Annotated in this window: 20 protein-coding genes; 4 read left to right on the forward strand and 16 right to left on the reverse strand. The window is 69.2% G+C overall.

Annotated features, from left to right (window positions below):
• Nucleotides 1–37 precede the first annotated feature (37 nt).
• Together ACI79B_RS14520 and ACI79B_RS14525 are read right to left on the reverse strand one after the other, a co-directional pair.
• Nucleotides 38–814: a DUF6308 family protein gene (locus tag ACI79B_RS14520; protein ID WP_456928871.1), complete on the reverse strand. Its 777-nt coding sequence runs from the start codon at nucleotides 812–814 to the stop codon at nucleotides 38–40.
• Between the two features lie 25 nt (nucleotides 815–839).
• The gene (locus ACI79B_RS14525; protein WP_456928870.1) at nucleotides 840–1,313 is read right to left on the reverse strand and encodes a TY-Chap domain-containing protein; all 474 of its coding nucleotides are present in this window, start codon (nucleotides 1,311–1,313) and stop codon (nucleotides 840–842) included.
• A gap of 38 nt (nucleotides 1,314–1,351) precedes the next feature.
• Between ACI79B_RS14525 and ACI79B_RS14530 the strand changes: the two genes are divergently transcribed.
• Nucleotides 1,352–1,921, forward strand: coding sequence for a TIGR03086 family metal-binding protein (locus ACI79B_RS14530; protein WP_456928869.1), 570 nt, complete (start codon nucleotides 1,352–1,354; stop codon nucleotides 1,919–1,921).
• Here ACI79B_RS14530 and ACI79B_RS14535 read toward each other — a convergent pair.
• From ACI79B_RS14535 to ACI79B_RS14550, 4 genes are all read right to left on the reverse strand, one after another.
• Complete coding sequence (locus tag ACI79B_RS14535; protein ID WP_456928868.1) at nucleotides 1,918–2,928, reverse strand: hypothetical protein; 1,011 nt, start codon at nucleotides 2,926–2,928, stop codon at nucleotides 1,918–1,920. The two genes, ACI79B_RS14530 and ACI79B_RS14535, sit on opposite strands and share 4 nt — an antisense overlap.
• An 81-nt stretch (nucleotides 2,929–3,009) precedes the next feature.
• Nucleotides 3,010–3,576, reverse strand: coding sequence for a hypothetical protein (locus tag ACI79B_RS14540; RefSeq protein ID WP_456928867.1), 567 nt, complete (start codon nucleotides 3,574–3,576; stop codon nucleotides 3,010–3,012).
• A gap of 323 nt (nucleotides 3,577–3,899) precedes the next feature.
• Nucleotides 3,900–4,520, reverse strand: coding sequence for a hypothetical protein (locus ACI79B_RS14545; RefSeq protein ID WP_456928866.1), 621 nt, complete (start codon nucleotides 4,518–4,520; stop codon nucleotides 3,900–3,902).
• 39 nt (nucleotides 4,521–4,559) lie between these two features.
• A complete protein-coding gene (locus ACI79B_RS14550) occupies nucleotides 4,560–5,600 on the reverse strand; it encodes a hypothetical protein (RefSeq protein WP_456928865.1) in 1,041 nt (346 codons plus the stop codon).
• A gap of 123 nt (nucleotides 5,601–5,723) precedes the next feature.
• Between ACI79B_RS14550 and ACI79B_RS14555 the strand changes: the two genes are divergently transcribed.
• A complete protein-coding gene (locus ACI79B_RS14555) occupies nucleotides 5,724–6,470 on the forward strand; it encodes an enoyl-CoA hydratase-related protein (RefSeq protein WP_456928864.1) in 747 nt (248 codons plus the stop codon).
• Between the two features lie 6 nt (nucleotides 6,471–6,476).
• Here the strand turns inward: ACI79B_RS14555 and ACI79B_RS14560 are convergent, their stop codons facing one another.
• The 3 genes from ACI79B_RS14560 to ACI79B_RS14570 form a co-directional block, all read right to left on the reverse strand.
• Complete coding sequence (locus ACI79B_RS14560) at nucleotides 6,477–7,100, reverse strand: hypothetical protein (RefSeq protein WP_456928863.1); 624 nt, start codon at nucleotides 7,098–7,100, stop codon at nucleotides 6,477–6,479.
• Nucleotides 7,101–7,235: 135 nt separating this feature from the next.
• The gene (locus tag ACI79B_RS14565; protein WP_456928862.1) at nucleotides 7,236–7,697 is read right to left on the reverse strand and encodes an ester cyclase; all 462 of its coding nucleotides are present in this window, start codon (nucleotides 7,695–7,697) and stop codon (nucleotides 7,236–7,238) included.
• Nucleotides 7,698–7,790: 93 nt separating this feature from the next.
• Nucleotides 7,791–9,335, reverse strand: coding sequence for an acyl-CoA synthetase (locus ACI79B_RS14570; RefSeq protein ID WP_456928861.1), 1,545 nt, complete (start codon nucleotides 9,333–9,335; stop codon nucleotides 7,791–7,793).
• A 232-nt stretch (nucleotides 9,336–9,567) separates the two neighbouring features.
• Here ACI79B_RS14570 and ACI79B_RS14575 point away from each other — a divergent pair, with 232 nt between their 5' ends.
• Both ACI79B_RS14575 and ACI79B_RS14580 read left to right on the forward strand, forming a co-directional pair.
• A complete protein-coding gene (locus ACI79B_RS14575; RefSeq protein ID WP_456928860.1) occupies nucleotides 9,568–10,836 on the forward strand; it encodes a diguanylate cyclase domain-containing protein in 1,269 nt (422 codons plus the stop codon).
• A 40-nt stretch (nucleotides 10,837–10,876) separates the two neighbouring features.
• The gene (locus ACI79B_RS14580) at nucleotides 10,877–11,461 is read left to right on the forward strand and encodes an enoyl-CoA hydratase-related protein (RefSeq protein WP_456928859.1); all 585 of its coding nucleotides are present in this window, start codon (nucleotides 10,877–10,879) and stop codon (nucleotides 11,459–11,461) included.
• A gap of 48 nt (nucleotides 11,462–11,509) precedes the next feature.
• On the opposite strand, the gene ACI79B_RS14585 is transcribed toward ACI79B_RS14580, so the two are convergent.
• The 7 genes from ACI79B_RS14585 to ACI79B_RS14615 are packed head-to-tail and all read right to left on the reverse strand — an operon-like array spanning nucleotide 11,510 to nucleotide 23,930.
• A complete protein-coding gene (locus ACI79B_RS14585) occupies nucleotides 11,510–11,701 on the reverse strand; it encodes a hypothetical protein (protein ID WP_456926830.1) in 192 nt (63 codons plus the stop codon).
• A 48-nt stretch (nucleotides 11,702–11,749) separates the two neighbouring features.
• Nucleotides 11,750–13,807 (reverse strand): protease Lon-related BREX system protein BrxL, encoded by a 2,058-nt coding sequence (gene brxL / locus ACI79B_RS14590; RefSeq protein WP_456926831.1) that lies wholly within the window; start codon nucleotides 13,805–13,807, stop codon nucleotides 11,750–11,752.
• A complete protein-coding gene (pglZ, locus tag ACI79B_RS14595; protein ID WP_456926832.1) occupies nucleotides 13,804–16,143 on the reverse strand; it encodes a BREX-1 system phosphatase PglZ type B in 2,340 nt (779 codons plus the stop codon). Before pglZ ends, brxL begins: the two co-directional genes overlap by 4 nt.
• Nucleotides 16,140–19,334 (reverse strand): hypothetical protein, encoded by a 3,195-nt coding sequence (locus ACI79B_RS14600; protein ID WP_456926833.1) that lies wholly within the window; start codon nucleotides 19,332–19,334, stop codon nucleotides 16,140–16,142. The genes pglZ and ACI79B_RS14600 overlap by 4 nt, the downstream gene beginning before the upstream one ends.
• Entirely contained in the window at nucleotides 19,334–22,780 is a 3,447-nt protein-coding gene (gene brxC / locus ACI79B_RS14605; protein WP_456926834.1) for a BREX system P-loop protein BrxC, read from the reverse strand. Before brxC ends, ACI79B_RS14600 begins: the two co-directional genes overlap by 1 nt.
• Complete coding sequence (locus ACI79B_RS14610) at nucleotides 22,777–23,334, reverse strand: BREX protein BrxB domain-containing protein (protein ID WP_456926835.1); 558 nt, start codon at nucleotides 23,332–23,334, stop codon at nucleotides 22,777–22,779. Before ACI79B_RS14610 ends, brxC begins: the two co-directional genes overlap by 4 nt.
• The gene (locus ACI79B_RS14615; RefSeq protein ID WP_457000182.1) at nucleotides 23,331–23,930 is read right to left on the reverse strand and encodes a hypothetical protein; all 600 of its coding nucleotides are present in this window, start codon (nucleotides 23,928–23,930) and stop codon (nucleotides 23,331–23,333) included. Before ACI79B_RS14615 ends, ACI79B_RS14610 begins: the two co-directional genes overlap by 4 nt.
• Between the last annotated feature and the right edge of the window lie 543 nt (nucleotides 23,931–24,473).

The raw sequence follows: 24,473 nt of genomic DNA on the forward strand, positions 1-24,473 counted from the left end.
TGTCGCGTGCACTCATCCGATGATCGACCGGCGCCGGTCACGCCGGGAGCAGTTCCTCCAGGCCCTGGTCCGACTCGGCGGCGAGCGCCCGGCCGACGGTGACCGCGTGCGTCATCCGCAGCGAGCCGGACAGCCACAGCAGGACGTCGTGCAGCCGCACCCGGCTGAGCGGGCGGCCGAGCAGCCGCGCCGTCGCCGTCTCCAGCGCGGCGAACGCGTCGGCGTTGGCGGTGAGCTCCCGGTGCACGATCGCCGCGGGCCCGCTGTCGCCCTCGCGCAGGTGGCCCCACAGCTGGCGGCGGGTGTGCCCGTCGGTCAGCGGCACCAGCGCGGGGGAACGGTGGTGCAGCGCGGCGACGACGTGCCGCGCCCCCGGCCCCTCGGTCGCCGACCGCAGAGCCGCCCCGACCGTGCCCGGCTCCATGAGCACCGAGAACTCGTCGGCGGTCAGCTCCCACATCGGGCGCCCGGCCGCGCGGTCGACCGCGGCGGCGTAGTCCGTCCAGACGTCGTCGAGCCGACCGCGCACCTCGCGCCACCCCGCCGGGTCGAGCCGGCCGTGCAGACCCTCGGCGAGCAGGACGTCGCGGTCGGTGGGTCCGTCGCCGGTCTCCGGTGGCTGCCCGTCGAAGCGGTCGAAGGCGTAGGCGAGCACCTGCACCCACCGGCCCTGCGGCACGCTGGGGGAGCGGAAGAAGAGCGGACGCCGCCCGCGCGCGTACCCGAGGACGGCGGCCAGCGCGGTGGCCAGCGGGATCGGGTCGGGCCCCGCGCTCGGGAGCACGAGGGCAGCCGCGTCCGGTCCGACCGACACGGGCCCATTGAACTCCGTCCGCGGCTCAGCGCGGCCGAAGCGGCAGGACCCGCGCCGGGGGAGTCGTGTCGTCGCCGGCGCCGTCGTCGGGCAGGTGCAGGCGGCGCGGATCGGCGACGTCGAACACCCGGCGGAAGGTCTGCACGGCGAGCTCCGCGGCGTCGCGGGCATCGTCCGGGTCGACGACGCCCGCCGGCGTCCCCGCGCCCGGGTACCAGGTGACGCTGTGGTTCGGGGAGCCGCCGTGCGGGTCGATCGGGGCCCAGCCGACGGCGCGGATCCGCTCGTCGAGGACGGCGGCGCGCGGCGCGAGGTCGTCGAACAGGCGCGGGTCGCAGCACTCGCCGAGCAGGCTCGTCCCCTCGTTCATGAACTGCACGTAGGCGCCGTCGGGGACCTGCGCGATGACGAACCGGCCGTCGCCGAGCCGCTCGAGCAGGCCGGCCAGCCGGCGGCGGAACGGCTCCCACCGGGCGGCGTCGCGGTCGTACCTCGGCACGCCGCTCATTCTGGGGGACGGCGGCGGTCTCCCCTGGCATGACGATCGACCTGGGACCCGCAGCGGCCGCCACGGCGGGGGTCGTGGCCGGGATCCGCGACGACCAGCTCACCGCCCCCACCCCGTGCGAGGGCACGACCGTGGCCGGGCTGCTCGGCCACCTCGCCGGGCTCGCCTACGCCTTCCGCATGGCCGCGGAGAAGACGCCGGTCGACGGCACCGCCTCCACCGACCCCGCGCACCTGCCCGCCGACTGGCGCACCTTCGTCCCCGCGCAGCTCGACGCGCTGGCCGCGGCCTGGCGCGACCCCGCGGCACACGAGGGGATGACGGCGGCGGGCGGGGTCGAGATGCCGGGCGAGGTGACCGCCGTCGTCGCGCTCGACGAGGTCGTCGTCCACGGCTGGGACCTCGCCGCCGCCACCGGCCAGCGTTACGAGGTGAGCGACGCCGACGCCGACACCTGCCGCGCGTTCGCCGAGTCCTTCGGCGACGACCGCCCGCCGGACCTCTACGGCCCGGTCGTGCCGGTGCCCGCCGACGCCCCCGCGCTCGACCGGCTGCTCGGCGTCACCGGCCGCGACCCGGGCTGGAAGCCGCCGGCCTAGCCGAACCGCCAGAGCACCGGCTCGCCGCGGCAGTCGCTGACCACCGACGCCCTGCCGGACCCGTCGACGTCGGCCCCGTCGACCGCGCCGCCGTCGCACAGCTCCACCTCGGCGACCACCTCGCCCGCCGCCAGGTCGACGCTGCGTTGCAGCACCCGCGGCACCTCGCCGTCGGCCACGGTGTCGACGAGCGTGGCCTCGTCCCCGTCGACCGTCACCAGCGCAGGCAGGTCGCCGGGCACGGTGGCCAGCACCTCGGAGCCGCGGGCGATCGAGACGTCGCCGGACCCGCCGACGGTGGCATACACGTGGCCGTCGACGACGGTCAGCGGGCCGGCGGCACCCGGGCCGAGCGGCACCTCGCCGATGATCTCCAGCTCACCGTCGATGATGACGACGGACGCGCTGCGCCCGGTGTCCGTGGCGACGACGACCAGTCCGTCCCCCGAGGTGTGCAGGTCGCGCGGCGTGCCGGGCAGCGCGACCTCGTCGCGGACGACGCCGCTCTCGGGGCCCACCGCCACCAGGCGGTGCGTGCCGTCGATGCCGCTGAGCGCGAGGTGCAGCACGCCGTCCCGGACGACGGCGTCGAGCGCCGCGACGTCGGCGGCACCGAGCGTGCCGACCGGCCGCGGCGCACCGACGCGCCGCAGGTCCGCCTCGACGAGGGCGACGCGGCCGGCGGCGAACCCGACGACCACCACGCCGTCGCCGTCCGCGGCGATGCGGGTGAGGCCGGGCCGCTCGGAGTCGAGGCCGCGGAGCGGGACGGCGGTGACGGTGCCGTCGGCGGCGACGTCGGCGAGGGTGAGGGGGCCGCCGGGCGGCGCCAGCAGCGCGACCGACCGGCCGTCGGCGGTGGCGGCCACGTCGAGCACCTCGGCGTCCGCGCCCGCGACGTCGGTCAGGGACACCCTCGTCGGCCCCGGGATCGCCGTCCCCGCGATCGCCCCGCCACAGCCGGTCAGCAGGAGAGCGGCGAGCACGAGCCCGGGGCTGGGGCGCATGCCGGCGAGTGTGTTCTCGACGTGAGGACGACGACAAGGAGTCGCGGCGCGGCCCGGCGCACGCGCGGGCCTGCGAGCTGGTCAGTCGTAGGGGTTCGTGAGGACGGCGGCGGCCTCGACGACGTCGAACCTCACCGGCGGGCCGTCGGTCGTGGTGGTGCCGGGGACGTCGGCCGGCGCGCTGCCGTCGACGGTGAAGGTGGCACCCCAGGTGACGGTGAGCGACGCGGTGTACGTGCCCGAGCGGTAGAGGTGCTCGGTGGCCTGCTCGGGATGGGCGCCGCCGGGGACGGTGGTGGTGAGCGTGGGCACGGCGGGGTCGCCGGTGCGCCAGGTGTAGCGCTGCGCCTCGGCGACGATGACGACGGCGTAGCCGCGGACGTCGACGGTGAAGGTCTGGGTGGTCGGGGCGTCGGTCCAGAAGACGACCGGCAGCCCGGCCAGGCCCCGCCCCGGTGGCGCGTGCGAGGTGGTCAGCTGCGGCAGCGGCAGCCGCTGGAAGTAGGCGAACACCTCCTCCGGCGACGGCGGCGGGTTGAGCGCCGTGATGTCGATGCACGCCGTGCGGAGCGTCGTCCAAGCGCCGAGCAGGTCTCCAGGACCGAAGCCGGGGGTTACCGGGATTACTGCTGTGCCGTCCGGACGCACGACGGGGCGCTGCTGGACGGAGAGATAGCGGACGACCTGCCCTGGTTCGGCGGGGCAGTCCTGAAAGTCGATGGCCGTGCAGGATCCCTCGCGTTCGTCAGTGAGCGCACATGGGCGGATCAACCGCCAGACGTAGTCCACAGCTGCGGTCCCGCCACCGCTGACTAGCTCGTTGACCACCCCGCCCGAGTACTCGACCGTTGCAGCCCCATTTTCGAGTCCGGTGTCGGGACAGCGGGTCCAACCACAGTCCGCTGCAGCTGGCGCAACTCCGAAGCAAGCCAGCAGAAGCGTCAACACCACGCATAGCGGACCGCGACAGCTCATCCCAGGTTGAACTCCGTGACGAGCCAACTCCCAAGGTTCGACGACCAAGCGAGATACAGGCCAGAGCCGAGATTGGCCTCCGCCGGCGGGCCGACTTCGACCACATTCCCGGCGGCGTCCGTCTTCGAGACGGCGTTCACACTTGCTGCAAACGAGACGAGGGCTCGGTTGTCCTCAAGCAGCGGAGCCGCTACAGCACTGACGGCGATCTCGCCGCCGGCATAGCGCTGGCTAACAGCAGCGGTCTCGTCGTAGGCGTTGGCGATGCGCACACACTCGTCACACTCGGGACCGAGGTCGCGGATGGGCTGGCCAGCAGGGATCGCCTGCTGGCGGTTGAGCAGGTCGATCCAGTAGCGGAGGAAGGCCTCGGCGCCGGCGGCGTCCTGGGTGCGGGCCTCGGGCGGTACGGGGAAGTCAGCCGGACCCACCACGGGCAGGGCCTCGGTGGTGCTCGCGGGCGCTGACGTCGTCGGCAGACTCGTGCTCGGCGCCTCGTCGTCGTCACTGGCCGCGCAGGCGGGCAGGAGCAGCGCCGCGCCGAGGACCACCGCGATGAGGCTCGTCCGTCCGGTGCCGGGATTCCGCACGATCGCGGACGATAACCAGAACAGCACCGCTCCGGATCGAACCCTGGGGACAACCCACCCGAACGGCTACCCGAGCACGAACGCGGTGGTCGACGAGTTGTCCGCGTTGATGCACGAGCCGATCACCGTGAGCCGCTCACCCGTCAGCGCCATCCGGCCGAAGACCCCCTGCCCCTCGCACAGCCGGACGTCGTCGACCTGCTCGCCGTCGGCCAGGTCGAGCGTGACCACGCCGGACTCCACCTCGAACCCGGCCACCGCCAGGTAGGCCACCCGCCCGTCGGGAGAGACGGCGAGGTCCGCCGGGGGACGGTCGGTGCCGGGGATGGGGTGCGTGGCGGTCACCTCGCCGTCCTCGACGACCGACAGGCGGAACGGGTCGTCGCCGTGGACGGTGAGCGTGACGACCGCATCGCCGTCGTCGGTCAGCCGCAGCGCGGACGGGATGCTGGCCGGGCGGTCGGAGGCCAGCTCGACGAGCTCGCCCCGCCCCAGGTCCTCGGCCCAGGTGCCCAGGACGGCGACGTCGGCCAGGTCGAGCGCGCGGGCGTCGCTCATGAGCGCGACCGGCCCGTCCGGTCCGGCGGCGAGGTCCTCGACCGTGAGGCCGGGCTCGAGGTCGGCGGTCGCCTGCACCTCGCCGGCAGTCGGGTCGACCGCGGCCAGCCGACCCTCGGCCACCACGTACAGCCGGCGGCCGTCGGGGGAGAGGGCAGCGGCCTCCCCGTCGACGTCCAGCTCGACGGTGCCGCCGCCCACGGTGGTCAGCCTGCCCGGGCCGAGGACGAGGACGGCGCCGTCGGGTCCCACGAACAGCTGCTCGCCGGGGCCGTCCAGCCGCTGCACGTCGCCGACGCCGTCCTCATCGACCGGCGCCAGGTAGGTGACCGACGGGTCGGCGCTGTCGGCGAGCAGGACGAGCGCGCCGTCCGGACCGGCGGCCAGGTCGAGGACGTCCACGCCGGCGGGTGCGACGGCGTCGAGGTCGGCGGTGCCGAGCAGCTCGGTGAACGTCGTCGGTGCCGGGCTGGGATCGCCGTCCACACCGGTGCAGCCCGCAGCCAGCAGCGCGACAACAGAAAGAGCAGCGGCGCGGCGGGCGGGCATGCGAGCTCCGGAGGTGGGGAGCCGAGTGTGGGACCGGCCCGCGCAGGGCGGCAACACGGCGTCGTGGTCTGATGCCTGCGGATGGTCCCCCGGGCCTGCGGGCCCCGATCCGGAGGTGCGCTCGTGGCTGACGCCGAGGTCCTGCTCGAGGTCGACGGCGGCGTGGCGGTGGTGACGCTCAACGCGCCCGACCGCCGCAACGCGCTGACGCCGCAGATGGCCGGCGAGCTGATCGACGTCTTCGACGAGGTGGACGCCCAGCCGGAGGTCGGGGCGCTCGTCGTCCGGGCGGTGGGGAAGTCGTTCTGCGCGGGCGGCGACGTCGCGACGCTGACGAACGCCGGCAAGGACCCGGCCGCGCCCGACGCCTACGAGGGCATGGGCCGCATCTACGACTCCTTCTACCGGCTCGGCCAGGTCAAGGTGCCGACCATCGCGGCCGTCCGCGGGTCCGCCGTCGGTGCCGGGATGAACATGCTGCTGGCGGCCGACCTGCGGATCGTCGCGAACGACGCCCGGCTGCTGGCCGGCTTCCTCAAGCGCGGCCTGCACCCCGGCGGGGGGCACTTCGTCATCCTGTCGCGGCTGATCGGCCGCGAGGCCGCCGCGGCGATGGCGCTGTTCGGCGAGGAGATCAACGGGACCAAGGCCGTGGAGCTGGGCCTGGCGTGGGAGTCGGTGGACGACGCCGCCGTAGAGGACCGCGCGCTGGAGCTGGCCCGCCGCGTGGCCGCCGACCCCGAGCTCGCCCGCGTGGCCGTGGGCAACTTCCGCAGGGAGGTCGTCAACGGCGCGGTGAGCTGGGAGGTCGCCACCCAGTTCGAGCGCCCCGCGCAGATGTGGTCGATGCGCCGGTCCGCCGAGGACTGAGACCGCTCACACCGCCTCGGGGACGTGCAGGTGGGCGAGGACGAGGTCCATCTCGGCGACGTCCACGATCTTGGCGCCCAGGGCCTGCGCGAACTGCTCGCGCAGCGACCGGGCGTGCCGGCGCACCAGCCCCGCGGCGTCGCGGTCCTCGAAGCTGGTGACGCTGACCGTCCGGCCGAGGCGCCGGTCGACCAGCATGCTGACGCTGCAGAAGCCGGGCAGCTCCTGGAGCTTGGGCAGCAGGTTGTGCCGGTAGGCCTCGAGCAGGTCGTCGAGGTGGTTCGGTGCGATGCGGGCCCAGGTGACCTGGGCGCCGGCGCCGTCCCCGGCCGGACGGTCCCGGTGGAGGACTGCGATGTCCCACTCCTGGACGTCGGCGTGCCCGCCGCCGAGGACGTGCAGCAGGCGGTGCTGCACCGTGCGGTCCTCGGCGGCGGTGGCGCGCATGGCCTGCTCGTCCCTCCAGGCGGTCGCCACGATGCAGCGGCCGCTGTCGCGGTCGGCGAGCATGGAGAGGCCGACGCAGCCGTCGGTGTCCTGGACTTTCGGCAGGACGTCGTCGCGCACGTAGGCGATGGCGGCGTCGATGCCGGCCGCGTGACCGCGGATGCTCGTGGACCGTGCGTGCATGGGCCGCTCTCCTGACCTGGCGGGAACGCCCCTACGGCGTTCCGGCTCAGCCTGGCGACGCTCGGTGCGCGAGGCAATGGCCCGGACGCCGAGCGACCCGTCGTCCTCGGCGGATCGCGGTGGACGTCGGGGCGGTCAGCCCCCCATGCCCGGCGCGGGCGGCAGCACACCCGCCTTGGTCAGCCAGCCGAGCCAGTCACCGAGGTGCCAGGCCTCGGACACCTTCTCCCCGGTCCAGTGCAGGACGTGCGCGCCGTCGGCGGACGAGTGGTTCCCGGTCGGTTCCACTCCCGGGAGCACCGGCGTCGTCCCGGAGAGGACGGCCTCGACCGTCCAGCGGTGGACGGAGGTGGTCCCGTCGACGACGTGCTCGTGCACCTGGACGTGGATGTCGGAGAAGCCCGTCCGGAAGCCGGCGATGAAGTCCCGCAGCTCATCCCGGCCCATGTCCGGGAACGGGGGCCCGTGGTAGACGAGGTCCTCGGCGAACACCTCGTCCACGACGGACAGGTCGCCCTGCTCCCAGGCCGCCACGAAGCGGGTCATCGCCTCACGCGCCCGGTCCTTCGAGACCGCTGAGCCCGTGGTCTGGGTCATGGCACGGCTCCTTCCGCGGATGTCCTGGACGTCCCCGATGCTCTCCTCGGACCGGCGTGCCGGACCAGGGGCGTCCGCCCCTGCACGCGGCCGTCAGTGGACGGCGCGGTCCTGCCCGGCCCAGTAGGGCTCGCGCAGGGTCCGCTTGAGGACCTTGCCGACGGGGGAGAGGGGCAGCGCGTCGACGACGTCCATCGACCTCGGCGTCTTGTACCCGGCGATGCGCTCGGCGCAGAAGGAGCGCAGCTCCTCGAGGGTGACAGCGGCGCCGGCCGCCGGGACGACGACGGCGTGCACGCGCTCGCCCCACGTCTCGTCGGGGACCCCGATGACCGCGCAGGTGGCCACCGCCGGGTGCTGGGCGAGCACGTTCTCCACCTCGACGGAGTACACGTTCTCCCCGCCGGAGATGATCATGTCCTTGATGCGGTCGGTGAGGTACACGTAGCCCTCGTCGTCCATCCAGCCGGCGTCGCCGGTGTGCATCCAGCCGCCGCGCAGCGCCTCGGCGGTCTCCTCCGGCCGGTCCCAGTAGCCGAGCATCACGTGGCCGCCGCGGACCACGATCTCCCCGACCTCCCGGCGGGGGAGCTCGACGTCGTCCGGGCCGACGACGCGGACCTCGGCGTGCGGGGCGGCGCGCCCGACCGAGCGCCGGTGCGCCGGGTCCTCGTGGTCCTCGGCCGTGAGCAGGGTGGCCACCGGGGCGACCTCGGTCATGCCGTAGGCCTGCAGGAATCGGGCGTTGGGCAGGGCCTTCATCGCGCGGCTGAGCAGGGCGTCGGACATGGGGGAGGCGCCGTACCCCACCCGGCGGACGCTGCTCAGGTCGAACTCGTCGACCCGTGGGTGGTCGACCACCAGCTGGATCATCGTGGGGACCAGCAGCAGGTCGGTGACGCCGTGCTCCTGGACGGCGGTCAGCACGGCGACCGGGTCGAACGCCGGGATCATCACCTGGGTGGCGCCGATCACCACGGCGCCGACCCAGTTGGAGAAGGCGGCGAGGTGGAACATGGGCGCGGAGTGCAGGCCCACCCCGCCGGGCGGGAAGTGGTTGGCGACCAGCGCGCCCATCGACGACGTCAACAGGTTGTCGTGGCTGAGCATGACGCCCTTGGACCGGCCAGTGGTGCCGCCGGTGTAGAAGACGCCGGCGAGGGCGTCGCCCCCGCGGCGGACGTCCTCGACCGGCTCGTTCGCCTCCACGAAGTCCTCGAACGCGAGCATGCCCTCGGGGGTCGGGCCGTCGCCCGCGTGGACGACGTGCTCCAGGCGCGGGTGAGCCGCCCGGATGGGCTCGGTGTACGCGGCGAAGACGTCGTCGACGACGAGGACCCGGGCGTCGACCTCGGCGAGGGAGTCGGCGATCTCGGGGACGCTCCACCGGATGTTGACCGGGACGACGACGCCGCCGGCCCACAGCGTCGCGCCGAGGAACTCGTGGTAGCGGTCGGAGTTCAGGGACAGGACGGCCGCGCGCTCGCCGTCCCTGATCCCGAGCTGCTGGAGAGCGGCGGCCAGGCGGGCGATCCGGTCGACGGACTCGGCGTGGGTCCGGGTGCGGCCGGCGCAGGCGGTGGCGATCTCGTCCGCGCGTTGCTGGACGTGGCGGTGCAGACCCTGGGTGACGTACACGGTGCCGACCTCCCGATCTGGGTGGGACCCGGAGCGTCGCGACGGCGGGTTCCGCGACGACAGAGGCGGACGGCCCTGGGCCGCGGGACGGGCCGCGAACCGCGGGAAGTCGCGGTCCCGCCGAGCTCAAGGCCGCCGTCGGGGAGGACCGGCTCGGCGCCTCGACGTCGAGGAGTGTCCCGGTGTCGCAGCGTGTTCCGTCGGTGACGCTCGGCGGCTAGCGTCGCCGCGCGTGACCGCCGCCGTCCCGACGCCCCGCCTGCCCGAGTCCGCGCCGGCCGACGTCCCGCTGCCCGATCCGCGGCCTGCCGTCGCCGAGGCGGCCCGGCTGGCCGCGATCGCCAGCTACCGGCTGCCGGGGCACGCGGGGGTGTCCGACCTCGACGCCGTCGTCGCGTACATGGCGCGGACGGTGGAGGCGCCGATCGCGGTCATCAACCTGGTCGGCCCGGACGAGCAGTGCTTCCCGGCCGAGCGGGGCGCGGGCGCGCCGTACTCGCACGTGCCCGACGAGCTGTCGTTCTGCGCGTACGTGGTGGCGCTGCGGGCGCCGCTGCAGGTGGCCGACGCGCTCGACCACCCGGTCTTCCGCGACAACCCGGCCGTGGCGGCCGGCGCGATCCGCTCCTACCTGGGGGTGCCGCTGATCGACGAGGACGGCTTCGTCCTCGGCTCGCTCGGCGTCTTCGACGACGAGCCGCGGGCGTTCTCCCTGGCCGAACAGGAGCTGCTGGAGAACCAGGTGCGGCTGGTGCGCAGCGTGCTGTCGCTCCGGCGGCAGGTGGCTTCGCACCGGTGGGACGGCGAGCTGCTGGCCGCGCAGGGCCGGACGCTGGAGGTGGTGACGGCCGGCCTGCCGCTGGAGACGGTGCTCGAGACGCTGGCCGCGTCGACGGCGGGACTGGCCGAGGACGCGGACGCCGACCAGGCGGTGCGGCTGCAGGAGACGGTGGACCGGCTGACCGCGGTGGCCACCAAGGCCGACGGGTGGCGGCAGGCGCTGTTGCGGTCGGCACGGCAGGACCCGCTGACCGGGCTGGCCAACCGCAGCCACCTGCTCGACACCGGCCGCGCGGCGCTGGCCGTCGGGGGAGCGGTGCTGTTCGTGGACGTCGACCGGTTCAAGGAGGTCAACGACCGCGGCGGGCACGCGGTGGGGGACCAGCTGCTCGTCCGGCTCGCCGACCGGCTGCGCCGGCACTTGGAGCGGGAGCTGCCGGGAGCGGTGGTCGGCCGGCTGGGCGGGGACGAGTTCGTGGCCGTCCTGCCCGGAGTGGACGCGGCGACGGCGGAGGCCATCGGGCACGGACTGGCCGCCGTGCTGGTGGACGAGGTCGAGGTGGGACGGCGGACGGTGCGGGTGTCGGCCTCCATCGGGCTGGCGATGGCTGCGCCCGGGACGACGCTGGACGAGGTTCTCTCCTTGGCGGACCGGGCGATGTACGGCGCCAAGGAGCGCGGCCGCGGCGTCCTACACATCGTTCAGGACCTCTCGGCGTAGGCAGTGGACGCCGAGCCCGAGGATGGCCCGCAGATAATGCATGTGGTGCGCGAGTCGTTGCGTTCTAAGTGATGACGTCGCGACGCTGACGAACGCCGGTAAGGACCCGGCCGCGCCCGACGCCTACGAGGGCATGGGCCGCATCTACGACTCCTTCTACCGGCTCGGCCAGGTGAAGGTGCCGACCATCGCGGCCGTCCGCGGGTCCGCCGTCGGCGCCGGGATGAACATGCTGCTGGCCGCCGACCTGCGGATCGTCGCGAACGACGCCCGGCTGCTGGCCGGCTTCCTCAAGCGCGGCCTGCACCCCGGCGGCGGGCACTTCGTCATCCTGTCCCGGCTGATCGGCCGCGAGGCCGCCGCCGCGATGGCGCTGTTCGGCGAGGAGATCAACGGCACCAGGGCCGTGGAGCTGGGCCTGGCGTGGGAATCGGTCGAGGACGCCGCCGTCGAGGATCGGGCGCTGGAGCTGGCCCGCCGCGTGGCCGCCGACCCGGAGCTGGCCCGGGTGGCCGTGGGCAACTTCCGCAGGGAGGTCGTTAACGGCGCGGTGAGCTGGGAGGTCGCCACCCAGTTCGAGCGCCCCGCGCAGATGTGGTCCATGCGCCGGTCGTCACAGGGCTGACTGGTCCGGCGCCCCGGCCCTGTCGGAGCCGGGGCGCCGGGACGCGGGTCACGGGGTGCCACAGACGCGGAGCCCGCCGTCCTCCTCCACAACCAGTAGCGCCGTCCGGTGCGTCTCTTCGTCCCGGCGGAACTCGACGCCGACGATGTGGGACTGCGGTGCCGTGAGACCGTCGGCGCGGACGCCGGCGACGCGGAAGGTAGCCCGCAAGGCGGCCCTTACCCAGTCGACGCCAGCCATCACCCACCTGCGAGGCCTGCAGATGAACATTCGCGACTGCGTGACAGCTTATTCGTCCAACGCCTTCACGAGGGCGTCCTGGGCGTCGCTGTAAAAGAGGAACGAGACCTTAGTGGCAACCTCATCGCTGACGTCAAGCAACTGGCGCCGTGCGGCCACCGGGAGCAGCAGCGTCGTGGCTCCCTTCTCCATCGCATGCTCGGCCAGCGCAGCAGCGTTCAGGACGGTCTCCACACCGCCACCGAGAGACAAGTTGCCGACCGCGATCAGCCCACCTCGGATGGACCGTTGCAGCATGGCGGAGCAAAGCGCTAGGAGGATCGGCAGACCAAGGCCGGCGCCGGTCTTCGCGGCGTCGAGCGCGCGTACCTGCGCCGTCAAGTTGTGCTCGCGGGGATCGCGGTCCCCCACAAGCGAACGCGCCTGCGCGATGAGATTCTGCTCGGCGACCTTGAAGCTTTCCCGAAGGGGGGGCGGCGCGGCCTGGTTGAGGAGTCCCCGGGCCCCGGCGCCAGGCGTGTCAGCTGCCTCGATGCGATAAAGACCAGGCCCAGCTTCGCCACCACCTTCAGCGATCGCCCAAACCTGTCCGGGTGGGAGCGGGTCGAGCCCGATCGAGTCGGGGCTGGCGAGCTCGGGGGTGGTCACGAATTGCTCGACGCCCTCCGAGATGCGGTAGCCGAACTGGGTGTTACGGAACTCGGCCGAACCGATGCGCCGCTGTTGCTCCTTCACCCGCCGACGGCATTCAAGAGCGATACGGACGGCCCACTCCAGGTCCTCGTCGGAGATCGCGGCTTCCGCGTCTGGAGATAGAAGCTTCAGCAAGCCATCGACCGTCTTGTTGATGGCGGACAGATCGCGACCAGATAGCGCGTCGGAGTAGTTGACTCGTCCCTGTATTGAGGCGAGTCGAGACTGAGTTCGCAGGTGTGACCAGCACTCGGAAAGGAAGTCACTGACGAGGCCGAAGTGGTGAGTGAAGTAGGTCGGGTTCAGCTTCGGGACGTCCCAGCCAGGCAGGTAGGCGTGGATGCGGTCCATGAACGCGGTGTCGTCGCGCATCTCAGGCGGCAGCGGCGAAAGGAGGTGTCCGATCCTCTGTTGGTGGGTGACATCGACGTCGAAGTTGCCAACGAGAACGATCGAGCCGTCCGCGCGGATGGACTCACGGCCGCGGGAGAACTCGCCGGACTCCATGTAGCCCTTCATGATGTTGACGCCGTCCTTCTGATCGAAGGAGACGCCGGAAACCTCGTCGAAGCAGACAACGTCGTACTGGGCGACGAGTCCGCGCTGGCCGGTGGCGTTGTTGACGAACATGCGGGCGACAGTGGCCTTGCCGCCGGAGATCAGGTGTGCATAAGGCGAGACCTGCTGGAACAGGTGTGACTTGCCGGTGCCGCGCGGGCCGAGCTCGACCATGTTGAAGTTGCGCTGAACGAACGGGACCATGCGCAGCAGCAGGACGTCCTGTTCGCGCGGTGACAGCTGCCGCGGCTCAAAACCCACCGAGCGGAGCAGGAGATGCTTCCACTGGTCCGTCGTGAACTTGGAACGGCCCTCGGCAAGACGCTCCAACGAGTCGCGAGTCGAGAGCTGAATCGGGCGCAAGGAACCGATTGCAAACGGCTTCCCGTTGCTCTCGTCTGCGATCACTGCGTCGTAGTAGAGGTCGACCTCGGCGTAGAAGCCACCGGTGAGCATGCGCTCGTTGTCTCGCACGACGTCGTCGTTGATGCGCACGTCCCTTAGTCCCAGGCTGGGCAGCTCTGCCAGGTACACGTTCGACTTCGCGTCCAGGCGCGCTTTGACGAGGTCGATGAGCTTGATCGTCATCCGCTCGCGTGCTCGCGACTTGAACAGTTCCTCTTCGCCGGCCCGCACGGTTCGGTCCGACAAGAGGCGGCGAACGACTTGAAGACCCTCCTCAATCTCTTCGAGGTCGGTGGTGGCGCAGTAGCGACCAATGAGGAATTCACCGACGTACGTCGGCACCGGGTACGCGCCCTTGAACTGCTGCGCGAGGTCCTTACGCACAACGTAGCCCTCGAAGGCTGAGGCGGCCAGCTCATCAATCGCGTCGAATGTGATCGTGTCGGTCATGCGGCGCCTCCCACCGTCGTTTGGCGTTGAGCGACGACGCTTCCGTCAGGCGACAGCAGCACGACGTACCCCATGGTGCCCTCGGCTGCTTCATCTTCGTCGACGAGCACCTTGATCTCTCCGGGCTCTAACGGCGACTTCGGTCCGCCGACCGAGGAGGCAGCGTCGGCAGGAGCGAGACGCACCTCGGCAACGACATCGGCCTCGGCGGGCTCGTAGTCAATCCGGCAACGCTGGCCCGTCCAGCGAATATCGGCGATCTGTACAGGTCCAGAGGCACCTGCGCTGGCGGTGACCTCTATGACGGGGGTGACGCACTCCTGATGGCTGAGCCCGCCATGCTCGTATATTGTGCCCGCCTCGAAGGCCGCTGCGCCGGGGGCGCTAACCATCTCGATCGAGGAACCCCACGTCCAGTCGACAATGGGGAAATTTGGGCGCGCCGCTCCAGCCTTCAACCGTGCGACCCGAGGCTTGCGCGCAGCATCACCCTCGGTGATGGCGAGCGGCAACTCCACCTTCTGTGCTGGCGCAGCAGGCATGACGAAGCCGTGGTCGGTCACGACAACGACCCGGCGCCAACCCGCAGCCAAGAGTCCTTGAATGCGCTCCGAGACGAGATCAAGGTACTGGTCAAGCATGTCGGCGAGAGCATGGCCTTGGGCGTGACCAAACTCGTCGATGGAGTTCGTCTGCGTCCAACCGACCTTGTTGCCGTCGCCGGTCTCGCCCGACCTCCAATCGAGATACTGCACGCCCGCATCCGCAAGTGCGGATCTGAAGACCGCGCCCTTCACCGATCGGCCCTGGGCGTCGGCCGCATCGAACGCCGGACCGGCGCCGAATTTTGCTCGAACAGGCGCCACGGCGGGCTGGCCGGTTGGGGTCAGCGTCGGGAACGCCGCGAGTCTCGGTGAGGTGGACACCTCCAACGATGCCAACCGCTTGGCCAGCCGCTGTCCGAGATCGAACCGCAAGGCATCAACAAACACCACGCACGTTCCGGCAGGGACGTCGAGGCCGGTCTCGCCGTTGTAGCCAGCAACAGCGGCGGACTGGAAGGTGCGTGCAGCGTCCTCCACCCACGGGTCGTAGATCAACTTGAGCGCCTTGCACACGGCGTCGCGATCTGCGGCGGAAGTCGCCGCCGCGATGGCCCGCAACGCGAGGTCATCGACCTTGTGACCCTCGGCCGCATGCCATGTCGCCTGGGACTTCAGGTCTCCGGTGGGCGCTGGGTTCGCCGTCAGGTCCGCAAGCTCGGCGATGTAGCCAGTGGCGCGGGCGAGGGGTGCCTGGCCGAGCTCCCCCCAGACGCTCTCTTCGCGCCGCAGATGCTCGGCAGCGAGCTCCTTGACGGCTGCGCGAGTCTCAGCGAGGTCACCCTTCGCCTCAAGCGCATTCAATGCGCTGCGGAGCTCGTCTTCCTGCTCCTGATTCCACGATGGCCAGGAGTCCGGGTGTGGATCGGTTTCGCCGAACAAGTCGCCCTGGGGGCGAACCTTGTCCAGTGTTGCTGGGATGTTGGGATAGCGACGGGGGTTGTCGGTGAATCGCGCCCACACGCCGCTCCATGCGCCCTCGCGCGCGCCAAGGCGCCCGGCTGCCTCAAGTTGGCCGCCCCTGGCGGGGTCGAAGCCGTACGAGGATCGGCAAGCCTCGACGAAGGCCTCCCACCGAGCGCCCTGAAGCTCCTGCTTCGTAGCCTCCGGCTCGTCGATCCACTCCAACAGAGTCCGCACGCTGTCCGTCATAACGAGCGAGTGCAGGCGCGAGGAATCCAATCGACCCATACGCAGCAGCTCTTCGACGTCCTCCGAAAGGAGCCGGTCCAGCACGCTCGTCAGCGCGGACCTCGTCTTGGAATCGGTCGCGATGTCGAGGCCCGCCCCATCCTTCGAGCCGAGGAAGGAGTGCGGGGTCCATGCCGCACGACTGTGCGCGGACGGCCACCAGTTCGATCGCAACGCAACCTCAACAAGGGGTGACACCACGGGGTCCAGGCTGGTGACGTCGGACAGTGCGCTTCGCCCGTGGCCGGGGAGGTAGATCACCCAAGGGTTCCGGTCGTTTCGTTCGGCGAGGTGTACAGGCAGCTCGACTGACTCCGACGCGGCGAGGACCGCGCGAATCCAGATGGCCGGCCCCTGGGCCTTCGCGGGGTCATACTCTCCCAGCACCAGGACCGGAACTGCCTCCTGGAGTAGATGGATCACCGGCTCCCAAACACGGTCAGGATCGGGCCAGAAGACCGCTGCGGGTGGCGCGCTTGCGTCTGTGTTGTACTTCGCCGCCTCGCGTAGGGCGTGGGCAACGACCGCGCGCACGGCGCTCACGTTTTAACTCCTTCCTGCCGGCGTGCCTCGCGGCGCTCCTCCAGCGTTGGGTGAAGATTATTGAGCCGGTCAGAACCATCGGCGTTCGTGCCGCGATCCTTGTCCCTGGGGCCGTTGACCTTGGAACGTAAGACGCCTGCCGTCACGAACGGACGGATGTTCAGGCGGACGCCGTCATCCAGGTCGGGGTTCCAGCCGATTGGCTGCTCGTGGAGTGCCTTCCACCGAACGTAGATGTCATACGGCGGTGCACCGTCGAGGATCAGCTTGAGCTTCTCCTGCAATGCCTCAGCCGCAGCGAGACGCGCATCTGCACCAGCCCGACCGGCTGCAGTCTCATGCCTTTGGCGCTCGATCCACGCACCCAAGGACGTGAACGTGAGCTTCTCCAGCGCCTTGTGGTCGAGCCGGTGGTAGTTGACGATCGCCGAGAACCCGTCCTTACGGCCATCCCAGATGTGCCACAGGAAGGGGCGGTTGTTGAAGACCTTGACGTGCTGCGCGAAGAAGGTGTCGCGGAGCCAGTCCTCCAAGCGAGCGTTCTTGCCGCCAGCGTCCGTTACGAGCGTCCGTTCTACTGCGCTTGACCACTCGTCACCATAGGCGGCTGCGAGCAGTTCGCGGAGACGTGTCGCAAGATCGGGCTCCCCCGGGAGCGACTGCAAAGCTGCAATGCCATCTCGGTCAACGAACTGGTCGAGTTCGTCAGGCTTCTGGTCTGGCCATGCGTACCCGAGAAGGCGGGCAAGGGCTACCTGCAGGGGTGCCGTTGAACCCTCGGGCCTCCCTGCGAACAACCACTGCGTCGGATCTTCCACATGTGCAGTCGGAATTGGTTGACTCGCAGCGACAGTTCGCCAATGCTCCAGATCGAAGGGTGCGCCAAGAACGGCCGCTGTTGATGCCCCGACCTTGGTGTCGATCGCGCGTACGGCTCGCTCCAATTCCCCAGACTCGGCGAACTTCCATATGGCAGGAAGATCTTCTTGCCTGTTGGGGACCGCGATGACACAACTCTTGTCGAACAATCCTCCGAGATAGATGGCGCACCTAAAGGCGCTCATGCGCCCAATAAGCACCCCTCGCTGCTCTAGGTGATTCATCCCTTGAATACGCGCACCGTCAGACTCGACAAGGGGGCCACTCCCTCCATCCCATCGGACAACGAACTCAAGTCCCGCGAACGGTGCCGTCGCTATCGGCGCACCCTGGATGCCAACCCAGCGCTCTCCGTCGAACTCGATCTCCCAAAAACGGCGTATGAATCGTCCATTGTCTCCGGTAGAAAGGCCCTCTGCGCCGGTCGAAACGGAGGACAATCTCGTTGTGACCGACTGTGCGACTGAACTGAACGCAATACCTTTATTGGCGCGCCAGGACTCCGGGTCGATCAGTGCGAAGGGCCCCTCGCGAAGCAGTCTGGCCTTATCTTCGATTGACCCTTCGTTCACCGTTGTGATGCTCAGTGCTGCCGTCGCGACCCCTCCTGAGGTCGGCATACCAACTCCCAGCAGGGCCGGCTGCACGACCTCCCCACTGATCTCGCGGAATGCCCTGGAGCCCAGGGTGCAGTACACCTTCACGCTGGCCTGTTCGATCAGGTCCTTCCGGAAGTCTTGGAAACTCCGAAGGAACCCGAGAGGTCCGGGAATAACGGCGCAGGTATGAACGGCCGCCGCCGAGTTTGCAGCCCAGCGAAGCACAAAGGCCGCCCCCAGCTCGCCTCCGGAGTTCGGAAACTCAGTCAGGATGTGCGTGCGCAGGGTCTCCGACTGCAATTGCGACCCCAGGTACGGCACATTCGTTGCAACGAGTGTGTAGCGCTGTCCCATGAGCCCCGCTGCACCGACGACGTCGTCAACGGCATGGCCCAGCACCGCGTCGTCTTGTCGTTCAGCTCGAATCGCCTGTCGGAGCAGGTCGCGCACCTGTTGCCACTCGGTCCCGACGCTCAGGTCGGCGCCGAAGAGTCTATCTCCCTTTCCGTTCGGACGTGGATCGATGAGCGATCCGAGGGTGTCCGCGTCCCGGAACAACGAGTGGAGGCGACGCATCACCTTCCGCAGCTCATTGTCTGCGCCGGCGAGCGCCTCCCAGTCCGATCGGGTCCCGCGAACAGGGACCCCTGAGCAAGCAATCTGAGGGGCTGGAAGATCACGGAACCCGCCCTGCTTCCACGCTTCGAGGGCGACGTTGAACGTGGCGATCTGGGTGCACCGGGGATCGAGTTCAAGACCGTGAAGGTTCTCCCGGAGAACGGCGTCTTGCGCCTCTGCCGGAGACAGGCCCTCTTCTTCGGCCCGCATTCGCCAGAGCATCCCGAACATCGCCACCAGGAAGTGCCCTGAGCCGCAGCACGGGTCCATGACCGTGACCTCGGCCGCGGTTGTCGGCCACTCGTCGAACGTGCCCGCGGCTGGCGTGCCGTCGTCGAGGCGGCGCAGGTAGTCCCACTCGTCGAGCAGCGGAGAGTCGGGATGGCGGGTAGCCCACCATGCGCCGAGGGAGTTCTCCAGCAGGAAGCGGACCATGTAGTTCTCGGTGAACAGCTGGGTGACCGGAGAGAGGTCGGCGCCACCGATCTTGACCCCGGAGTCGTTGACCCGCTTCTTCTCGGCCGTCTGCCAGAACTGATACACCCAGCCCAGGGCGTCTTCGGTCTCGAACAGCTCTGACGGCAGGCTGAGGAGAATCTTCTCCAGTTCGAGGCGGTGTTCCGTGGCGAAGCGGACCTGGACGGCCGGGTCGTCCAGCCGGAAGACGCCCGGAAGGATCTCGGCTGCGAAGCGGGCGGCTACGGACCAGCCGTCGGGCTCACCCATGTCGTCGGCGAGGTCTGCACAGTCATCGAGCGTCAACGAGGTGTCGCGGAACTCGGGGTGGCGTAGCAGGCCGTTCACCTCAAGGAACCGCGCGAACAGCAGCCGGTGCCATTGCTCGTAGGCGACCTCGCGCATCAGGTTGGTGAGGTCGGCTCCGCTGCGGGCAGTGACGTCACCGAGCTGGCGCGCCTTCTCCCGCAAGGCCAAGCGCACCGAGTTGTCGTCGTCGTTGAGGTAGGCGGGCCGGCTGGGCTCCGCTACGGCGAGCGCACGCAGCGCATCGGCTGCTGCCTGCTCGGCCGCAATCCGAGCGCGCTGCACAGCGCCGTCAAGATGACGACGCTGGCCGGCGTTCAAGACAGCACCCATCAGCCCTTCACCACCACGGTGTCGTGGTCGGTGAGGGCTTGTGTCAGCTTGGCTCGCAGGTCATCGAGATAGGCCTCAACTTCGTCCGCGGTACTGATCGTCGCTGTTGGCAACGTGACTGTGCCCGCCTTCGGCGCCGTCAGCCGCACCGCAGCCTCCAGCGCCTTAGCGGCACGGGCCGGCACGGCGTCAACCTCCGCACCCCACGACGAGAGTGGCCTGGCCCGGACCGCCTCGACCACTGCGGTTGCATCACTGAGCGAGGGCTTGGGCTCGGGCGACAGCTTGTTCTCGCCGAGGAGCTGTTCCTGCTCGGCGGAATCGAGCGACGCCCAGGCGGGCTGCTTTGCGAGCCCGTCCACTGCACTCTTGCGCGCCGCCTCCAACGAGTCGGCCGCAGAGCTGACAGCCTCACGAACGGCACTGGCAAGGTCGGTCGCGATGGGACTGATCTGGTCGTTGTCGGCGAGCAACTCGCGGGTCTGCTCGAAGGCGTCGAGCCGTGAGCGCGCCTCTACAGCGCTGTCGAGTCCGACAGCGGCGGTCGCCAAGGCGCGTGCCGTGGACAGAGCCTCAAGCCTGGGTTGCCGACGCCTGCCTATTGCGTCGAGGCGATACACGAACTCCGTCAGGTCGTCCCTCGCCGCGAGCAGAGCATGGACGCGGTCGTTGCCGGATGCTGTCTTGATCTGGTCAATGCCGGCCGGGAGCACGATGTCGGGAAGCGGCGCAGGGCCGCCGATCGCGGCGGCTCTCTTTGTGAGTTCCGTGACGGCCTGCTCGGCGCCGGATACTAGGGTGTCGTTGTCTGCCGTGACCCCGAGCTTGCTCAGGAGGCTGCGAGCCGCGATCTTCTCGGCGGCCTTCAGGACGGTCGACTCACGTCGCAGGTGCACCGTGCCGAGGCGGGACTGTGACAGGACCTTGTCGGTTGATGCGTCCGAGCCGTTAATCGTTGCCCGCACAAGACCATTGTCGAGCAGCACGCCGATCGCACCCATGAGCGCGTCGCGCGGCCATCCAAACGGGGCCGACAGAACGGCCTTCTCCACGTCACTTGCGGGAGTTCCTGCACCGCCGATGCGGCCGAGGACCTCCTTGACCACGGGATGCTGCTCTGGGTCGGCGTCATACCCGACCTGCTTGAGGGCGTCGGCTCCCGATCCCTTCTTGATCCGGTCAATCACCTGGCTCCACCGCGCGTCGTCGGCGTCCCCAAACTTGCTGAAGAGTCGCGTCGCCGCCGACTGTGCCCCGTTCTCGATGCGGTCACGCAGCGCGGTGCCAGTGGGGGAAGACCCACCGCCGAGTTGAACGCTTGCCTTGGAGACGATGTCACGGATGTGATCGCTGACCTGTCCCCGTGCGCGTGCAAGCCGCGTCTCCATCGCGCGCCTCGCCTGCTTGCCCTCGTCGTCCTGCGGGATCCCCTGCTGGTCCAGGGTGCGCTGCGCCGCGATCTGATTCCGCAGGGCCCCAGCGAAAGCCTGGGCTTGGGCGCGGGGCAGGTGTACGAGGACGACGGGCGAGTTCGGGCCGAGACTCTTGGCCAAGTCATCGAACTGCTTTGCGGTGGTGCCGTCGTCCCACTCCGAGCGAAGCCACACGGGGATAGTGTCGGCGACGTCTGGCGCGGCGCTGTCGGTGTGAAGCGCGAGCTTGCGGGCGACCCTCGCCTTGCCTTGGGGGACCGTGGAAGGCAGCGCTTTCTCGACCTCGGCGCGCAACCGAGTGTCGCGCTCAGTGCTGATCTCGCTTTCGGTGAGTTGGGCCGAGTGTCGGCGGTAAGCCTCGTCCCACGCCCGTCCGGCAGCCGTCTGAAGCCGGTATTCGTCGCCGTCCTGCTGGAGAATGCCCTCTGCCGTCAGCGCCGCCAGCACCTCAGGTACTTCCTGGCGAAGTGCGGTGCCGTCGTTGGCCAGATCCTCGACGAGCAGGTCGACGAGGTGATCAACCTTGGCTCGGACCCCAATGTCGCCGGGAGCCGTCGTCGGCAGCAGGCTGATGAGGTGAATCAGGCCGAGCACGCGGCCACGTAGTGGCTCCTTCTCCCCCTGCTCATGGATGAGTCGCTGGGTCTCCTTCAGCAGCAGTCCGGCACCATTGAGGTCCTCGTGCTTGGCCGAGTAGAGGTAGTCCGCGCCGACGACTGTGCCGACAGGCTTGCTAGCAACCAGCCTATTGGCGTCGTGGACGATGCGAAGCTGCGAGCGCAACTGCCCCGCTCGGCCAGCGTCGGCCTGACGCAGGACACTCTCCCAGAATCGCCGACGGCTAGGGAGAACGGGGTAGTCCTCCACCAGGTCAGCGTCGTCCTGCGCGGTGTGTTGAATCTTGCTGCCGGCGAGCTGCCGCGAGATCTCACCTGCGACGCCCGCGAGCGCACTCTCCAGTGTTGAGCGCTGGGCGGGCTCCTTGCTAAGTAGGACTCGCCGAACGACGGCATCGACGTCCTGGTTCTTCAAGACGACCTTGACCGTGAAGCGATCCTGAATCTTCTGAAGAGTGGCGTCGGCGGTCAACTCTTGCTGGCCGGTGGCTACGAGCAGCACTCGCCCATCCAGCTCACGGGACACGGACTCGACGAGATTCTGGACCTCCATCGCGCGCCCGCCATCGCCGCTGATGTACTGCTGGACCTCATCGAGCACGATCAGCGTGGGTGGAATTGCGCCACCGCCGACGTGCTGGAGGACCTTACGGAAAAGGGCAATCGTCTCGTCGGTATTGAGGGCAGACTCGGGCGGGAACTGACTCCGCAGGGCCTTCCGGACTTCCGCACCGTTGGCAGCGAAGCCGGGAGCGACATCCAGGATGGCGTCGGCGAGCCGCGTGCTGAGGTTGTATTCGCTAAGTTCCTCAATGAAGTCTGCACCGGCCGCCTCGACGCGGGTGCGGACGGCATCCAAGTCGCCCTTGCCCGCGAGCCAGAGGGCGACCTGGGCAGGCGCAACCCGTGAAGGCAGGCCGGCCGCTCCCAGCACGATGGCGAGAAAGACGGCGTTGAGACTGTCACCGCTGCGGTCCAACGCCCCCGCCGCGGACCACGGTGGAACCCGGTCACGCTTGCTAACAGTAGAAAGCTCGACGAGCTGGTCCTTGATTCCCTGGGGCAGGTTGACCAAGCCGCGCGCCGACGCACCGTTCGGGAGCGCCGTGTCGGCCCACAGGTGCTGAAGGACACGCACCAAGTGCGACTTGCCGCTTCCGTAGAAGCCAGACACCCAAACCGCAGGCTGAGTCGTGCTGCTGCGGTGACGGATGTAGGAGCCAAGGATGCGCTCAAGTCCGCGCTCGTATTCGCCCTCCGAGACGAAACTCGTGAGTTCGTACTCAAGGATCCGCCACTGGTTTGAGTCGTCCGGGCGGTCGACGTTGGTGACCCCGTCATTAGGGATCTCGAAGTCCAGTGGGCGGCGGGTGAAGAGCCCGTTGTTGGTGGTCACGCGATGTCCTTCTGTGGGTCGATAACGCGAGCGCGGTAGTTAAAGCCATCCCTAGCATCCAGCAATCGAAAAGAGTGCGTTTCGGGATCGTGCAAGCCGGGGAACAAGACGAGCAACCGCCCGCTGACCTTGTCGTCTATCGCCTTAATGACGCTCGACGCGCGCAGGAAGGGAAAGATTGAACCGATCCCTACCAACGTGACAACGTCGTTCTCTGGCGCCGCGCCGAGCTGTTGGCGAATCTTCGCGACAAGTTCGGCCTCGAACTTGTCAATGATGGCCGAGGTGAAGTCCGTCGGCTCCTCGAAGAACGCCTCGGCGTAGCGATGCGTCGCAATCCACGCCCCAAGCTCATCGGTGATGTCGATGACGGTCCATCCGTGTCCGCCTTGCCCAGTCGCCAACTCGAGCCTTGGGAGGGTGGCACGGATAGAGCGCTCCATGTCCGGCGGGTAGACGAGCATCCATACACGCTCTCCACCGGACAGTCCGGGACGCCAAGGCAAGCCCAGCTCGGCGACATAGGCATCCACGAGTTCTGACACGCGGCTCATCGGCGACTCCCGTCGATCATTGGAAAGCTGACATCGACGACGTTTCCCGCGACTAAAAGGTCGATGAGTCCCTGAGTGTGGGCACGTCGGAGTGCGTCGAGTCCGACACCGGGCGCAAGGTCGAGCAGCGCGGCCCAGGGCGTGTCGAGGACCCCTGATCCGCGGTTGCCTGCCAGATACCCAAGATAGGCGGCATAGGCAATCGCGGCCGGCAAGGCCTCGATCGACTGACGCACCTTCTTCCGGCGTCCGACGAGGTGACCCGTCTGGGTCCAAGACGCGCCCGTGTTGCGGCCCGTCTTGCCGAGCGTCGACTGCGACAAGTCGACACCGTAGACGGCGGACACTGACCCTGTTAAGTCATGAGACGTGACAGTTTCCCCGGGCCGTGTTTGTCGGATTGTGGAGAAGGATGCACGAAAAATGCCGTCTCGGATGAAGGCGAGAATGCCGGCCATCAGAGGCTGGGCGTTCGAATCAACATTCCACAGTCGGCGAAGAGCGGCGAACTCGCGTCGCGAGGGATCCAAGAAATAGAGCTCGCGCAGATGGCGAAACGAGCGCTGGCGGCCAGCCTGCGTCGGACGACCGAGCACATTGCCATCTACTACTGCCTCGCGGTATCGGTCCTGTGGGGCATTCGCTGGGACGGCTCGAAGTAGCTCAGCGAGGTGCGGTATGCCGATGGTGTGACTCGCCGTAGTGCGCAACGACCCGAGGGCGAAGTGGTCCTCTTGGGCATCGAAAACGGACATCCGCGGCGAAACTCCCGATCACTACGAGGCGCCGCGAGATCGCCCCGCGACGCCGAGCTATTTCTGTGCTCCCTGTATCTTCTCAGAGTAGTGGAGGCATCGAAAGGCTGGTTAAGAGGCGCATTCAACCGCTCCAAGTCTGAGCCGGCTCACACGAGCCGCTTCTAGGCGATGAGAGCAGGGTAGTGGCCCGCCCGCGTCGGCCGCGGTTATGGGCGCGACCGGGCCGCGGGGCGTCGGGTATTCCACCAGGCAACCCAACCGACGGTCGCGTACTTGCATTGGAGACGGTCTCGTGCGGCCCGGCGTGGAAGACGATGGCGCGGATCGAAGCTGCCAAACCACCCGCAATGGCTAGTGGAGTCGACCAGCCGGGTGGTCCCG

The organism is Geodermatophilus sp. SYSU D00879, assembly GCF_054050375.1.

Excerpts from the sequence above, each read along its gene's own strand:
- ACI79B_RS14530 (WP_456928869.1), top strand. The coding sequence starts at position 1,352 with ATGACGATCGACCTGGGACCCGCAGCGGCCGCCACGGCGGGGGTCGTG.
- ACI79B_RS14560 (WP_456928863.1), bottom strand. The coding sequence starts at position 7,100 with ATGCACGCACGGTCCACGAGCATCCGCGGTCACGCGGCCGGCATCGAC.
- ACI79B_RS14610 (WP_456926835.1), bottom strand. The coding sequence starts at position 23,334 with ATGAGCCGCGTGTCAGAACTCGTGGATGCCTATGTCGCCGAGCTGGGC.
- ACI79B_RS14565 (WP_456928862.1), bottom strand. The coding sequence starts at position 7,697 with ATGACCCAGACCACGGGCTCAGCGGTCTCGAAGGACCGGGCGCGTGAG.
- ACI79B_RS14600 (WP_456926833.1), bottom strand. The coding sequence starts at position 19,334 with ATGGGTGCTGTCTTGAACGCCGGCCAGCGTCGTCATCTTGACGGCGCT.
- brxL (WP_456926831.1), bottom strand. The coding sequence starts at position 13,807 with ATGACCGACACGATCACATTCGACGCGATTGATGAGCTGGCCGCCTCA.
- ACI79B_RS14585 (WP_456926830.1), bottom strand. The coding sequence starts at position 11,701 with ATGGCTGGCGTCGACTGGGTAAGGGCCGCCTTGCGGGCTACCTTCCGC.
- ACI79B_RS14550 (WP_456928865.1), bottom strand. The coding sequence starts at position 5,600 with ATGCCCGCCCGCCGCGCCGCTGCTCTTTCTGTTGTCGCGCTGCTGGCT.
- ACI79B_RS14535 (WP_456928868.1), bottom strand. The coding sequence starts at position 2,928 with ATGCGCCCCAGCCCCGGGCTCGTGCTCGCCGCTCTCCTGCTGACCGGC.
- ACI79B_RS14580 (WP_456928859.1), top strand. The coding sequence starts at position 10,877 with ATGTGGTGCGCGAGTCGTTGCGTTCTAAGTGATGACGTCGCGACGCTG.